The 13,736-nt window shown below is 56.1% G+C and carries 17 protein-coding genes; 16 read left to right on the forward strand and 1 reads right to left on the reverse strand.

All coding sequences use genetic code 11. The annotated features are described in order from the left end of the window. Window positions 1-159 precede the first annotated feature (159 nt). The 12 genes from cysE to P4L78_RS05395 all read left to right on the forward strand — a co-directional run bounded on the left by cysE (window position 160) and on the right by P4L78_RS05395 (window position 9,056). Window positions 160-912: a serine O-acetyltransferase gene (gene cysE / locus P4L78_RS05340; RefSeq protein ID WP_309327175.1), complete on the forward strand. Its 753-nt coding sequence runs from the start codon at window positions 160-162 to the stop codon at window positions 910-912. A 116-nt stretch (window positions 913-1,028) separates the two neighbouring features. Continuing rightward, a complete protein-coding gene (gene iscR / locus P4L78_RS05345) occupies window positions 1,029-1,529 on the forward strand; it encodes a Fe-S cluster assembly transcriptional regulator IscR (RefSeq protein ID WP_283148353.1) in 501 nt (166 codons plus the stop codon). A 131-nt stretch (window positions 1,530-1,660) separates the two neighbouring features. Next, window positions 1,661-2,875 carry an IscS subfamily cysteine desulfurase gene (locus P4L78_RS05350; RefSeq protein ID WP_283148354.1) on the forward strand — a complete coding sequence of 405 codons (1,215 nt, stop codon included), beginning with the start codon at window positions 1,661-1,663 and terminating at the stop codon, window positions 2,873-2,875. Between the two features lie 150 nt (window positions 2,876-3,025). Further along, on the forward strand, window positions 3,026-3,409 hold the full coding sequence (iscU, locus tag P4L78_RS05355) for a Fe-S cluster assembly scaffold IscU (RefSeq protein ID WP_283148355.1): 384 nt from the start codon (window positions 3,026-3,028) through the stop codon (window positions 3,407-3,409). 95 nt (window positions 3,410-3,504) lie between these two features. Beyond that, on the forward strand, window positions 3,505-3,828 hold the full coding sequence (gene iscA / locus P4L78_RS05360; RefSeq protein ID WP_283148356.1) for an iron-sulfur cluster assembly protein IscA: 324 nt from the start codon (window positions 3,505-3,507) through the stop codon (window positions 3,826-3,828). A 142-nt stretch (window positions 3,829-3,970) separates the two neighbouring features. After that, the gene (gene hscB, locus P4L78_RS05365) at window positions 3,971-4,504 is read left to right on the forward strand and encodes a Fe-S protein assembly co-chaperone HscB (protein ID WP_283148357.1); all 534 of its coding nucleotides are present in this window, start codon (window positions 3,971-3,973) and stop codon (window positions 4,502-4,504) included. Window positions 4,505-4,711: 207 nt separating this feature from the next. Beyond that, window positions 4,712-6,568 carry a Fe-S protein assembly chaperone HscA gene (hscA, locus tag P4L78_RS05370; protein WP_309327178.1) on the forward strand — a complete coding sequence of 619 codons (1,857 nt, stop codon included), beginning with the start codon at window positions 4,712-4,714 and terminating at the stop codon, window positions 6,566-6,568. Between the two features lie 19 nt (window positions 6,569-6,587). Then, window positions 6,588-6,926: an ISC system 2Fe-2S type ferredoxin gene (gene fdx, locus P4L78_RS05375; protein WP_283148359.1), complete on the forward strand. Its 339-nt coding sequence runs from the start codon at window positions 6,588-6,590 to the stop codon at window positions 6,924-6,926. Further along, a complete protein-coding gene (locus P4L78_RS05380; protein WP_309327180.1) occupies window positions 6,926-7,420 on the forward strand; it encodes a YbaK/EbsC family protein in 495 nt (164 codons plus the stop codon). The genes fdx and P4L78_RS05380 overlap by 1 nt, the downstream gene beginning before the upstream one ends. Further along, window positions 7,417-7,608, forward strand: a complete 192-nt coding sequence (gene iscX / locus P4L78_RS05385; protein ID WP_283148361.1) for a Fe-S cluster assembly protein IscX — start codon at window positions 7,417-7,419, stop codon at window positions 7,606-7,608. The genes P4L78_RS05380 and iscX overlap by 4 nt, the downstream gene beginning before the upstream one ends. Window positions 7,609-7,715: 107 nt before the next feature. After that, window positions 7,716-8,687 carry an HD domain-containing phosphohydrolase gene (locus tag P4L78_RS05390; protein WP_309327181.1) on the forward strand — a complete coding sequence of 324 codons (972 nt, stop codon included), beginning with the start codon at window positions 7,716-7,718 and terminating at the stop codon, window positions 8,685-8,687. Window positions 8,688-8,741: 54 nt separating this feature from the next. Next, window positions 8,742-9,056, forward strand: a complete 315-nt coding sequence (locus tag P4L78_RS05395; protein WP_283148363.1) for a DUF2322 family protein — start codon at window positions 8,742-8,744, stop codon at window positions 9,054-9,056. 96 nt (window positions 9,057-9,152) lie between these two features. Here P4L78_RS05395 and cysB read toward each other — a convergent pair whose 3' ends face one another. Beyond that, window positions 9,153-10,103 carry an HTH-type transcriptional regulator CysB gene (cysB, locus tag P4L78_RS05400; RefSeq protein ID WP_283148364.1) on the reverse strand — a complete coding sequence of 317 codons (951 nt, stop codon included), beginning with the start codon at window positions 10,101-10,103 and terminating at the stop codon, window positions 9,153-9,155. A gap of 132 nt (window positions 10,104-10,235) precedes the next feature. Between cysB and P4L78_RS05405 the strand changes: the two genes are divergently transcribed. The 4 genes from P4L78_RS05405 (at window position 10,236) to P4L78_RS05420 (ending at window position 13,702) form a co-directional block, all read left to right on the forward strand. Continuing rightward, window positions 10,236-11,009: a sulfite exporter TauE/SafE family protein gene (locus tag P4L78_RS05405; protein WP_309327182.1), complete on the forward strand. Its 774-nt coding sequence runs from the start codon at window positions 10,236-10,238 to the stop codon at window positions 11,007-11,009. A 57-nt stretch (window positions 11,010-11,066) separates the two neighbouring features. Further along, the gene (locus P4L78_RS05410) at window positions 11,067-11,804 is read left to right on the forward strand and encodes a phosphoadenylyl-sulfate reductase (protein WP_283148366.1); all 738 of its coding nucleotides are present in this window, start codon (window positions 11,067-11,069) and stop codon (window positions 11,802-11,804) included. Window positions 11,805-11,978: 174 nt separating this feature from the next. Continuing rightward, complete coding sequence (locus P4L78_RS05415; protein WP_309327183.1) at window positions 11,979-12,860, forward strand: BadF/BadG/BcrA/BcrD ATPase family protein; 882 nt, start codon at window positions 11,979-11,981, stop codon at window positions 12,858-12,860. A 101-nt stretch (window positions 12,861-12,961) separates the two neighbouring features. Beyond that, complete coding sequence (locus P4L78_RS05420) at window positions 12,962-13,702, forward strand: GntR family transcriptional regulator (RefSeq protein ID WP_283148368.1); 741 nt, start codon at window positions 12,962-12,964, stop codon at window positions 13,700-13,702. The last annotated feature ends 34 nt before the right edge of the window (window positions 13,703-13,736 follow it).

The raw sequence follows: 13,736 nt of genomic DNA on the forward strand, positions 1-13,736 counted from the left end.
AACACTCGGCATTCGATCTGCAGATTAGCTGCCGCAAAATCGTGATGAAAAAATATTGTAACAATATCAATGAGTTAGGTTGGTGTGTGCGGCTGGTCTTACAAATAAAAGTCGAGTAAAATAGTCGGCTTTCTAACCTTCCCTGAAAGCCAGCTGCTTATGCTAGATCGCTTGCGTGAAGACATCCGGGCCATTCTTGACCGCGACCCCGCCGCTCGTTCGATTTGGGAAGTGGTGATCTGTTACCCGGGCTTTCAGGCGCAAACGTTGCATCGCATGGCTCACGGCTTGTGGCTGCGTGATTGCAAATTGCTGGCGCGCACGGTGTCACATTTTGGTCGCTGGCTGACCGGCATCGAAATACACCCCGGCGCGACCATTGGCCGCCGCGTGTTTATCGACCATGGCATGGGTACGGTGATTGGCGAAACAGCCGAGGTTGGCGACGATTGCACCTTGTACCAAGGCGTGACACTCGGTGGGACATCTTTGCATGAAGGCAAACGCCACCCCACGCTGGAAGCCGGTGTGGTGGTCGGTGCCGGTGCCAAAGTACTGGGCGGATTTGTGGTCGGGCAGGGCGCCAAGATTGGCCCGAACGCAGTGGTGATCAAAGCGGTTCCGGCTGGCGCGACCATGGTGGCCAATCTGGCGCGCATGGTCGACAAAGAACGCGACAAAGCCCGTGCTGAACAAGCGCAGAAGATGGGTTTTTCTGCTTACGGCATTAGCGATGACATGAATGACCCCACCGCCAAGGCCATTCACGGTTTGCTGGATCATTCCGTCATCACCGACAAGCGCCTGGAAATGATTCTGGCCCGACTGGAACAGTTGGGTGTGGATTGCACCCAGGAACGGGCCGAGCAGGATTCGTTTGATCCCAATTACCTGAACCGGATTGTGGATTGAGTGCGCTGCTGCTGCCATTAGACCGCGAAAACCCGACTGAACTACCAGGGCTTTTACTTGACTAAAACTGTAGGGTATTTTACGATTCACCCTATTCGACCACCCAGGACAAAGCGATGCGACTGACGACCAAAGGCCGGTTTGCCGTTACGGCAATGCTCGACCTGTCCCTGCGCCAAGCCAAAGGGCCGGTGACCTTGGCTGGTATCAGCGAGCGCCAGCAGATTTCGCTTTCCTACCTGGAACAACTGTTTGGCAAGCTGCGCCGCCGTGAACTGGTGGAAAGCGTGCGTGGACCGGGCGGTGGTTACTGTCTGGCGCGTAGTGCGGACCAGATCACCGTGGCGGAGATCATCAAGGCCGTGGATGAACCCATTGACGCTACCCAATGTGGCGGCAAGGAAAACTGCCTGGAAGACCATCGCTGCATGACTCACGATTTGTGGGCCAGCCTGAACAAAACGATCTACGACTATTTGTCGTCAGTGACGCTGGCGCAACTGGTCGAACAACAGCACGAAAAGCTGCGTCGCAAAGAACAATGCCAATCCGCAGTGTTGCTGGATCAGCGTCATACCAAGCCGGTGGAAGCCGCCAGTTTGCTGCCGGGCGCATAAGCCAGGAACAAAGATATTTAACAGGTGTGATGCCATGAATCGGCGTCAACCTGGCAGTAGAGTCAGACAAGCCAAGAAGTAGAACCAGCCAGAAACTCTTACAAGCACAGATTGAGTACGGAGTACCCGCAATGGACCGCAAGTTGCCGATTTACCTTGATTACTCTGCTACCACCCCGGTTGATCCGCGCGTGGCGCAGAAAATGATTCCGTACCTGACCGAACATTTCGGCAACCCGGCATCGCGTTCGCACGCGTATGGCTGGGAAACGGAATCGGCCGTGGAAGAAGCGCGTGAGCAAGTTGCCGCGTTGCTGAACTGCGATGCCAAGGAAATCGTGTTTACGTCCGGCGCGACGGAGTCAGACAACTTGGCCATTAAAGGTGCGGCGCACTTCTACCAATCCAAAGGCAAGCACCTGATCACCGTGAAGACCGAGCACAAAGCCGTGCTCGATACCATGCGTGAACTGGAACGTGAAGGTTTCGAAGTTACCTATCTGGATGTGAAAGACGACGGTCTGCTGGATATGGACGTGCTTAAAGCCGCCATCCGCCCGGACACCATCCTGATCTCGGTAATGTACGTGAACAACGAAATCGGCGTGATTCAAGACGTCGATACCATTGGCGATCTGTGCCGCGAGAAAGGCATTATTTTCCATGTCGACGCTGCACAAGCCACCGGCAAAGTAGCGATCGATCTGCAAAAGAGCAAAATCGATCTGCTGGCCCTGTCGGCGCACAAGACTTACGGACCGAAAGGCATCGGCGCGCTGTTTATCCGCCGCAAGCCACGCGTTCGCCTGGAAGCACAAATGCACGGTGGCGGCCACGAACGTGGTTTCCGTTCCGGCACCCTGGCGACTCACCAGATCGTGGGCATGGGCGAAGCGTATCGTCTGGCACGCGAAGAAATGGGCACCGAACTGGAACGCACCCGCATGCTGCGTGATCGGCTGTGGGCGGGTTTGTCCGATATTGAAGAAACCCACTTGAACGGTGATCTGGAACAACGCGTTCCGCATAACCTGAACGTGAGCTTCAATTTTGTTGAAGGCGAGTCGCTGATCATGGCGCTGAAAGAACTGGCCGTGTCGTCCGGTTCTGCCTGCACCTCGGCCAGTCTGGAGCCTTCTTATGTGCTGCGCGCACTCGGTCGTTCCGATGAGCTGGCGCATTCGTCGATCCGCTTCACTATCGGCCGTTTTACTACGGTTGAAGATATCGACTTCGCCATCAAATTGATTCATGAAAAGATCGGCAAGCTGCGTGAACTCTCCCCGCTGTGGGAAATGTTCAAAGACGGCATCGATATCAGCCAGGTGCAGTGGGCTGCGCACTAATTGTGTTTGCGCAGTAAGGCGCGAAGATTGATAGCGCCAAACCTGCACTTCGACTTGAACGGTTAAACAGCAGAATATTTTATGGCGATGAGCGAACGGGTTTGAGGTTTACGCCTCACCTTTGCGGCTCATCCCTCTCAGGAGAATCTCATGGCATATAGCGAAAAACTGATCGACCATTACGAAAACCCGCGCAACGTTGGCTCGTTTGAAAAGGGCGACGAAACCGTAGGCACCGGCATGGTCGGCGCACCGGCCTGTGGTGACGTGATGAAGCTGCAGATCAAGGTGGGCGCGGACGGCGTAATTGAAGACGCCAAGTTCAAAACCTACGGCTGTGGTTCGGCGATTGCCTCGTCCTCGCTCGTGACCGAGTGGGTCAAGGGCAAAACCCTGGACGAAGCACTGTCGATCAAGAACACCCATATTGCTGAAGAACTGGCACTGCCGCCGGTGAAAATCCACTGCTCCATCCTGGCGGAAGACGCCATCAAGGCTGCAGTGCTCGACTACAAGCAAAAGCACGACGCGTAAATTGCGAGTGAGCGGTAGGGTTTGCACGCTTTTGCGTGCGAACGCGGTCAAGCTGACGGTGCGCATGAATGCGCACCCTCTACGGAGTTCGGTGAATGTCTTTGACTTTGAGTGAACGCGCGGCAACGCATATTGCCGGTTACCTCGCCCGCCGTGGCAAGGGTGTGGGCGTGCGCCTGGCAGTGAAAACATCCGGCTGTTCGGGCATGGCCTACAAGCTGGAATTCGTCGATGCGCAAAGCGAAACCGACGTGGTCTACGAAAGCTTTGGCGTGAAGATTTTCACGGATGCCAAAAGCCTGCCATATATCGATGGCACAGAACTGGACTACGCCAAAGAAGGCCTGAACGAAGGCTTCAAGTTCAATAATCCGAACGTGAAGAACGAGTGCGGCTGCGGCGAAAGCTTCCACGTTTGAGCGACGCGACCAGAGCCTGATGCCGGCAGTGCCGCATCGGCGCGCTGGAATAGTTCCGGTAGATAACTGCAACAAGAAACACGGTGTTGGGTTGTTTTCTTGTTAATCTTGGTACTTTCATAGCTTGCGGCCCGCGTCGTCCATGACTTTCGATTTCAATCAGACTCATTTCCAGCTATTCCAGTTGCCCGCGACCTTTGCTCTTGATGGCAAAGCGCTGGAGACGCAATATCGCGCCTTGCAAGCTACGTATCATCCTGACCGCTTTGCCAGTGCTGACGATGCGCAACGGCGTTTGTCGCTGCAGATCGCCACGCAAGTGAACGAAGCCTGGCAAACACTCAAGTCTCCCGTCGCCCGTGCCCGCTATTTGCTGCAATTGAATGGCGTAGATACCGAAGAAGAAACCAACACCGCCATGCCGATGGATTTTCTGATGAATCAGATGATCTGGCGTGAACATATTGCCGAAGGCAAAGCCTCGCAAAATGTGGAGCGGCTGGAAGAGCTGAACGGTGAATTGCGTCAGGAAATTCACGCGCTGGAAGATGAACTCGGCCGCCTGATCGATGACGAAGGTCGTTATGCGGATGCGGCGATGGCAGTGCGCAAACTGCGCTTTATGGAAAAGCTGGATCAGGAAATCGGTAACGCGATTGAGTCCGTGCTGTATTGATTTGGTCTGACTGGTTTTGGCCACGCCGCAGTGAATGATTAGCCAGCGAGACCATTTTTCTTTTCGGCCTGGAATTCGGGTGGATTGACCCGGCAGGCCCGAAACAAAAATGCACTCATTACCGGGTTTGTCGGCAACGATAACCCAACCGTTTACAGGCGCGCGAATCGCAAACGCGCGCCTTTTTGACTTTAGAGGACAGGACCAATGGCCCTGCTGCAAATCGCCGAACCTGGCATGTCTGCCGCCCCGCACCAGCATCGTCTGGCGGTCGGTATTGATCTGGGTACCACCAATTCGCTCGTCGCGACAGTTCGCAGCGGTAGTGCAGTCTGTTTGCCGGATGCTGAGGGCCGTGCCTTGCTGCCATCGGTGGTGAACTACGGCGCCGAAGGTGTCATCACGGTGGGTCATGCTGCGCAAGCGCGCCAGAACAAAGACCCATCCAACACCGTGGTTTCGGTCAAACGCTTTATGGGCCGCGGCTTGAAAGACATAGCCGATCTGGCTACGCCGTACCGTTTTGTCGACGAACCCGGCATGCTCAAGCTACAGACGATGGCTGGGGTGAAAAGCCCGGTTGAGGTCTCTGCGGACATCCTGCGTGCCTTGAAAAATCGTGCCGAAGAAAGTCTCGGTGGCGAACTGGTTGGCGCGGTAATCACCGTTCCGGCGTATTTTGACGACGCCCAACGCCAGGCGACCAAAGACGCGGCGCGACTGGCCGGTTTGAACGTGCTGCGTTTGCTGAACGAACCTACCGCTGCCGCGATCGCCTATGGTCTGGATAACGGCGCAGAAGGCACTTACGTGGTGTACGACCTGGGCGGTGGCACTTTTGATGTCTCCATCCTTGAGCTCACCCGTGGCGTGTTTGAAGTCAAAGCCACTTCGGGCGATTCGCAACTGGGTGGCGACGATTTTGACCATCGCATTCACTGCTGGGCCATGGAGCAAGCCGGTATCTCGCGCTTGAACGCACAGGACTCGCGCCTGCTGTTGACCCGTGCCCGCGAAGCCAAAGAGGCGTTGACTGACCATGACAGCACGCATCTCACCGCGTTGTTGTCTGATGGCGAAATGATCGACGTCGAGCTCACTGTGGCTCAACTGCATGAGATCACCGCGCATCTGGTGCAAAAGACACTTACGCCAGTCAAAAAAGCGTTGCGCGATGCCAAGCTCACCATTGCCGATATCAAAGGCGTAGTGCTGGTTGGAGGAGCCACCCGCATGCCGCAGGTACGCCGTGCCGTGGCCGATTTGTTTGGCAAAGCGCCGCTGACCAATCTGGACCCGGATAAAGTCGTGGCCTTGGGCGCAGCGATGCAGGCCGATGTGCTCGCTGGCAACAAGGGCGACGATGAATGGCTGCTGCTGGATGTGATTCCACTGTCGCTGGGTCTGGAAACCATGGGTGGTCTGACCGAGAAAGTCATTCCGCGTAACTCCACTATCCCGACTGCTCGCGCCCAGGAGTTCACCACGTTCAAAGACGGCCAGACCGCCATGGCGATCCATGTCTTGCAAGGCGAGCGTGAGTTGGTTGCGGATTGCCGCTCGCTGGCGCGCTTTGAACTGCGCGGCATTCCGCCGATGGTCGCTGGCGCAGCCCGCATTCGCGTGACCTTCCAGGTCGATGCAGACGGCTTGTTGTCCGTGTCGGCGCGTGAGTTGTCTACCGGGCTGGAGTCCAGCATTGCGGTGAAACCATCGTATGGCTTGAGTGACGATGAAATCGGCAAGATGCTGCTGGATTCGATGAAATTTGCAGCCGATGACATGACCGCCCGCAAACTGGCCGAAGCCAAGGTCGAAGCCACCAGCCTGCTGCAAGCTACCGAAGCCGCGCTGGCATCCGATGGCCATTTGCTCAATGCGCAAGAGCGCGTGGAAATCGACACCGTACTGGCTCGCCTGGTGCAGCAACTGCAAGGCGACAATGCCGATACCATTCGCACCACCGCTGAAGAGCTCAACCAGGTGACGGGTGAGTTCGCTGGCCGCCGTATGGATGCAGCGGTCAAGCGCGGCCTGGCGGGTCAAAAAATTGGCGAACTCTGAGATTTAAAAGGACTGCACTGTGACTCAAATCGTCGTACTGCCTCATCCCTCGCTGTGCCCGGATGGTGCGGTCATTGAAGCCGAACCGGGTGTGTCGATCTGTGATGCCCTGCTGCAAAATGATATTGAAATCGAACATGCTTGCGAGAAATCGTGTGCATGCACGACCTGTCACGTGATCGTGCGCGAAGGCTTCAATAGCCTGGAACCCAGTGATGAACTGGAAGACGACTTGCTGGACAAAGCCTGGGGCCTGACTGCGCAATCGCGTTTGTCTTGCCAGGCGCTGGTTGAAGACACCGATCTGGTAGTGGAAATTCCGAAATACACCATCAACCACGCGCGGGAAAATCACTGATGACTGACGCGATCTCTGCCAGCCAGCAACGGGTCGCCGATGTTCTCGCCCGGCATGATATTGCCGCGCGGATTGTGACCTTTGATGCATCAACCCGCACTGCTGCCGATGCTGCTCAGGCTATTGGCTGCGATGTCGCGCAAATTGCCAAATCCATCATTCTGAAAGCCAAACCCAGCCAGCGGCTGGTGTTGGTGGTCACCAGTGGCCGTAATCGCGTGTGCGAAAAAACCGTGGCGGAACTGGTGGGTGAAAAGGTTGGCCGCGCAGATGCCGATTTTGTGCGTGTGAAAACCGGTTTTGCCATTGGCGGTGTTGCGCCGGTAGCGCATATCGAAGAACCGATTACTTTGATCGACGAAGACCTGCTGACTTATGCAGAATTGTGGGCCGCCGCCGGTACGCCCAACAGCGTTTTCCGGCTCACCCCGACTGAACTTGTGGCACTCACCACCGGACGCGTTGCTCGCGTCAAAGAGGAGAACCCGGCATGAAATGGACAGATTCCCGCGATATCGCCATCGAACTGGCTGACCGCTTTCCCGAAATCGACCCGAAAACCATCCGCTTTACCGATCTGATGGAATGGGTGATGGCGCTCGACGACTTCAATGATGATCCCAAGCATTGTGGCGAGAAAATTCTTGAAGCCATTCAACTGGCCTGGATCGACGAAGTCTGACTCTGACTTGCTGGCGCGGATCGCTCCGGTTATGACCGGGCCACGCAGCCGACACATAAGCTAGAATCAGAGGCCACTTCGGCCCACTTACGGACCCATTCCCGACCATGCCTGCCGCGTCATCGATCCACGATACCAATTCCTCCCCAGCCAGCAGCGCGAGTTCGGTGGCCGGGTTGGTATTGCATGCGCGTTTTCAGTTGTTTGAAGCGCTGCAGGCCGAGCAACTGCAGGCGGACTTCTCGCAACGCATCGCGGATATCGCGCAATTGCTACAGCAAGCCTGTACGCAAAACGAGGATGTGGCGCTGGCCGTGATCCTGCATGCACAAGAGGGCGGTTATGGTATTCGTCATGCCGTAGACACGGCGCTGGTTGTGGAACTGGTGTGTCGGCGACTGGCCATGAACGTGCAGGATCGCCAGTCGGTGTTAAGCGCAACGCTGACCATGAATATTGGCATGATGGCGCTGCAGGAAACACTGTCCCGCCAGGCCGGACCGTTGACTCCGGAACAACGCACCTCAATGCATCAACATCCGCAGATAGGTCGCGATTTACTGCGCCGCTATGGTGTATCGGACCAACTGTGGCTCGACTGCGTGTTGCAGCATCACGAACTGCCCGATGGCAGTGGTTACCCGGTGCATTTACAGGGCGAGCAGATTTGCTTTGAAGCTCGCTTGATCGGGCTGGCCGATCGCTATTGCGCCATGTTGACGCAGGCAGCGTGGCGTAGCGGTAGCGTGGTAGACAGCGCGTTATTCCGCACCTTGCGCGGTCATGGTGGGGCCGATGCCAAGCTGGGCAGGTTGTTTGGCGACACGCTTGGTTTGTATCCGCCCGGTGCTGTTGTGCGTCTGGCCAATGGCGAGGTGGGCGTGGTGAAGCGTTCGTCTAACGAAGTGGCGCCCTTGATTGCGGCATTGTTTGACCCGGCGGATCAAGCCTTGCCCGAGCCCATTGAACGCGATAGTGGTGATGCGCAATATGCCGTCGCCGATATGCTCGAACCGGCCGTATTGATTGGCCGCACCCGCTTTGAACAGGTATGGGGTCCGGCCGCAGCGGGGCTTTGACGTCTTTTTTACTATTCAGGATCAATTCCAGAATCAACGATCAGGATTGGAAACATGCAATTTAGCGAAGTGCTGGCAACCTTGCCGAGCGTAGATCATTTGGGTGCATTGGAGTTGCTGGAGGGTGAGGCCGTTGCGGCCCGCCTGGAAAACCGGCCGGGTCAGGCTGGCAGCGTGCGCGTTTACCATGCGCTGTATCAGGAGTTTGGCGCGATTGATACGGTTGCGGCAGATAAAGGCCTGCGCTTGTATGCCGAGCACACTGAAGATGCGCTCAAGCATCCGGGCAAGCATCCGAACATTGATCGGCTATTGATGTTGGCCGAGGGTGGTCAGCCGCTCTCGGTGCGGCTTGTTGCCGCCGTCTGAGTTAATACACGGATTAAGATATCCGGGTAGCCAATAAAAAAGGCCAGCATTGCTGGCCTTTTTTATTGGTGAGTAATGCAGGCCTGCGCGGGCCGCTTACTCTTCTTCTTCACCTTCCGGCTCATTCATCAGTAGCGAGCCTTGCACCATTTCGCGGGTGAGATGCGGTGAGAACAGTTCAATGAACTCAAACGCATAACCACGTAGATACGCATCGCGGCGCACGCCAATTCGCGTGGTCGATGGCTCGAACAAATGACCGGCATCGATGGCGACCAGGCCGCGATCCCGTTCTGGCTCAAACGCCATGGTGGCCAGAATGCCGACACCCAGACCGAGGCTGACGTAGGTTTTGATTACGTCAGAGTCGATGGCAGTCAGCACCACGTTGGGAGTCAAGCCCCGGCTTTCAAAGGCGCGGTTGATCAATGAGCGGCCAGTAAAGGCAAAGTCATACGTCACCAGCGGGTAGGCGGCGACGTCTTCAAGCCCAATTTTGCGATCCAGCGCGGCGAGTGGGTGGCCTTCGGGTACCACGATGGAGCGATTCCATTCGTAGCATGGCAACATGGCCAGCTCCGGATAGTGATCGATGCCTTCGGTAGCAATGGCCAGATCGGCTTCACCCTCAACCACCATTTCACTAATCTGGGTCGGGCTGCCCTGTTTGATGGACAGCCGGACTTTGGGGTAGCGCGACAGAAACGCCTTGATGGTTTTGGGTAGCGCGTAACGGGCTTGCGTGTGCGTGGTGGCGATGGTGAGACTGCCGCCTTCGACATTCACAAACTCTTCGCCGATGCGCTTGAGGTTCTGCGCCTGCATCAAAATGCGTTCAGCAATATGCAGAATCTCGCGGCCAGGCGCGGTGACGTCGACGACGCGTTTACCGTTACGGATAAATATCTGTACGCCCAGTTCGTCTTCCAGCAAGCGGATCTGCTTGGAAATCCCCGGTTGCGATGTATGCAGCTTTTCTGCCGCTTCGGAGACGTTCAGCCCTTGCTTGGAGACTTCGACCAGGTACCGCAATTGCTGTAATTTCATGGCTTTCCCAATAAATAACCACGCATTCTAAAATCTTAACATAACAGTCTATAGCATTATAAACCGAATGATATCATCGCCAGTTCTGAGGGAACGGCCAGCCCGTGCACCCCTCTCTGACGAGGTTGCGTAATGGGTGTTGGGTTTGTTGTTTCTGGCTTGATTGTGGGATTTATCGTGGGTGTCACCGGGGTCGGTGGCGGTTCTCTAATGACGCCCATCCTGTTGTTTTTTGGTATCAGCCCGGCCACCGCGGTCGGCACTGACTTGCTGTACGCCTCTATCACCAAGGCTGGCGGCGTCTGGGTGCACCACAAGCATCGCAATATTGACTGGAAGGTCACGGGCTTGCTGGCGGCGGGTAGTGTGCCGGCATCGATGCTGACTTTATGGGCGCTGCATAGCCTGAAAGCAGATACGGCGGCCATCAATGGTCTGATCAAACATACGCTGGGCGTTGCGCTGTTACTGACCGCAGCGGCGATTCTGGCCAAACCGCTGATCCAGAAGTTGTCTGCCAACCCGGCTGGTTTTCTGAAAGCGGATTCGGGCCAGCATTTGGCCGCTACGGTGACCACCGGCGTGGTGTTGGGTGTAATCGTTACGTTGTCATCGATTGGCGCCGGTGCTTTGGGCACTGTGGCGCTGTTTTTACTCTATCCGTTGATTCCCACTTCCCGACTGGTCGGGACCGAAATCGCCCACGCGGTGCCGCTGACCATGATCGCCGGACTGGGGCATGCCGGCTTGGGTAATCTGGATTGGTCGGTATTGAGCTTTTTGCTGATGGGGTCATTGCCGGGGATTTATATCGGCAGTCACCTTTCCGGCCGTCTGCCTGACCGTTTTTTGCGACCACTGCTGGCCTTGATGTTGGCGCTAGTCGGCAGCAAGTTAGTGTTTTGAGGCTGGCTTGAGCCCGCTGGCTAAATTGCCGTTGTTGAAATATTTCCGGAGTGTCTGATGGATCTCGAGAGCAAGATTGCCGATACGCTGGCCCTGCTTAACCGTATTGCAGCGGAGTTTTCTCCCGCCGTGTTTGCTAATTCATTTGGCGCCGAAGACATGGTGCTGACTGATTTGATTGCCCGCCATAACGTCGGCATTGCTTCGTTCAGTCTGGATACTGGTCGCCTGCCTGCAGAAACCTACGAGCTGATGCAAACCGTGCGCGAACGTTATCCGGATCATCCGGTGCAGGTGTTTTTCCCGGACGCGGTGGCGATTGAAGCATTTGTGAACGGCAATGGCATCAATGCCTTTTACGACTCGGTGGAGATGCGTAAAGGCTGCTGTCACATTCGCAAAATCGAACCGTTGCAACGCGCACTGACCGGTAAAAAGGCTTGGGTAACCGGTCTGCGTCGCGAACAATCGCCTACCCGTACCGACTTGGGTAATCAGGAATATGACGCTGGCAACGGCCTGGAAAAATTCAACCCGCTGATTGAATGGACCGAAAAAGACGTCTGGGCTTATATCAAAGCCAATAACGTGCCGTATAACGCTTTGCACGATAAGCATTATCCATCGATTGGCTGCGCGCCCTGTACGCGGGCCATCGCCGTGGGTGAAGACGTGCGTGCTGGCCGTTGGTGGTGGGAAAACCCGGAAAACAAGGAATGCGGTCTGCATGTAAAGGGCGGCGAAACCAGCGCGGTTTCGTTTGTCAGTAGCTTGCCTGGTGTTGCTAATCGTTGATTGAGAGCAACGCCTTACCAAGAGTCGTTGCCTAATTCTTACAATGCCGCCATCATCAGGGCGGCATTGTCGTTTTTGGCAGTGGCAAGTGAACACCACATGCCAGGCATGGGTGAAAATAAACGGCACCGCAACATGATTGCAGTGTCAGTACAGATGGAAAGGAATCGAATCATGGGTGGTCTTCAATACCTCATCGGCGTGGATGGTGGTGGCACTGGCACGCGTATCTGTATCTCGGGTCTGGACGGCGTAGAGCTGGTGCGGGCTGAAGCGGGGGCTTCTGCTCTGCAACAAGGCATCGATAAAGCATGGGCCAACATACTGCAGGCCGTCCGCGACGGCTTTTCTGCCATCGGCGTCAATAGTCCGGATTTCTCGCTATGCGCCGTAGGTCTGGGAATGTCAGGTGTGCATAACCGCACCTGGGCGGCCGAGTTTGAAGCCAGCAACCCCGGCTTTGCCAAGATCATCGTGGAAACTGACGGTTTCTCTACCTTGCTGGGTGCGCACAATGGCGCACATGGCGCTGTCATCGCAGTGGGCACAGGCTCCATTGGTGAAGGCTGGTTGCCTGACGGCCAGCGCGTGGAAGTGGGCGGGTGGGGCTTTCCGACATCCGACGAAGGTTCGGGTGCGTATCTGGGCCTGAAAGCCATCAACCATGTCCAGCGCCTGTTTGATGGTCGGCAGCCAATGACTGACTTCGGCCGAGCCTTGCTGGCTGTAGTTGGCGATACCAAAGAAAAGATTTTCGACTGGATGGGCAAGATGAAACAGGGCGAATGCGCCTCGTTGTCGCCCATCGTGGTTCAGTACGGCGAGAAAGATGCCGTCGCTCGCGGCTTTTTGCTGGATGCTGGCCGCGAAATCAAGATTATTGGCGCCGCATTGCGGACAACCGCACCAGACCTGCCGATCGCATTGTGCGGTGGTGGTTTGTCTGAAGCAATGCGTCCGTATATTCCAGCCGCCTTTCTCGCCACCACCTCGCGTCCACAGAAGGACTCGTGTGCCGGGGCGTTGATCCTGATCCACAAAGCGGTAAGCGCTTGAGTGTTTCTGCTGCAGCACATCCTTTATTCGGGTGTGCTGCCTGAACGACTTTTGCTGCATCGTTGGGAGACGATGCACCGCCAATAAGGGGAGTGCAGGATATGGATCAACAGCAAAAGCTGTTGTTTCTCAAGCCGGAAGCAGACAGCGCCACGCCGCTTTATCTGCAACTCAGCCACAAGCTGGCTGCCGCGATACACGCCGGGTTCTGGAAGGCTGAAGACCCGTTGCCGTCCGAGCGCACTTTTTGTGAGGTGCTGGGCTTGTCGCGGGTGACTGCGCGTAAAGCGCTGGATCTGTTGTACGAACAAGGCATGATCGTGCGCCGCCAGGGCGCTGGCACGTTTATCACTCCCAAGCTGGAACAACCGCTGTCGCGACTGACCAACTTGTCGGAAATGCTCAAGCAGCGTGGTTTTGTGCCGGGGAGTCGTTGGCTCAAGCGCGAAGTGGCTCCGGCTACCGCTGAAGAGTTGATGCGGCTTAACCTGGCGCCGAATGCGCGCGTCTCACGTTTGCTGCGGGTGCGTACTGCCAACGACGTGGTGATGGCGGTTGAAGAAACTGCGTTGCCGCATCATCTGGTGGCCGATCCGCTCAAGATTGGCGATTCGCTTTATGAATATATGCAGAACGCCAAGCTTAGTGTTGTAAGGGCGATACAGAATATCGCTGCGGTAAATGCCAATGCCCGGCTTGCTGGCCTGGCGGATATTCCGGAAGGGCAGGCGATGTTGCACCTGGTGCGGGTGGGTTATCTGGAAAACGGCCTGCCAGTTGAATTGACGCACTCCTGGTTTCGCAGCGATTACTACGACTTTGTGGTGGAATTGCATCGCTAAATCCAGTGTTTTTGCGCCTTTAGGCCACATTTTT

The organism is Silvimonas sp., assembly GCF_031291215.1.
Lineage (GTDB): Bacteria > Pseudomonadota > Gammaproteobacteria > Burkholderiales > Chitinibacteraceae > Silvimonas > Silvimonas soli.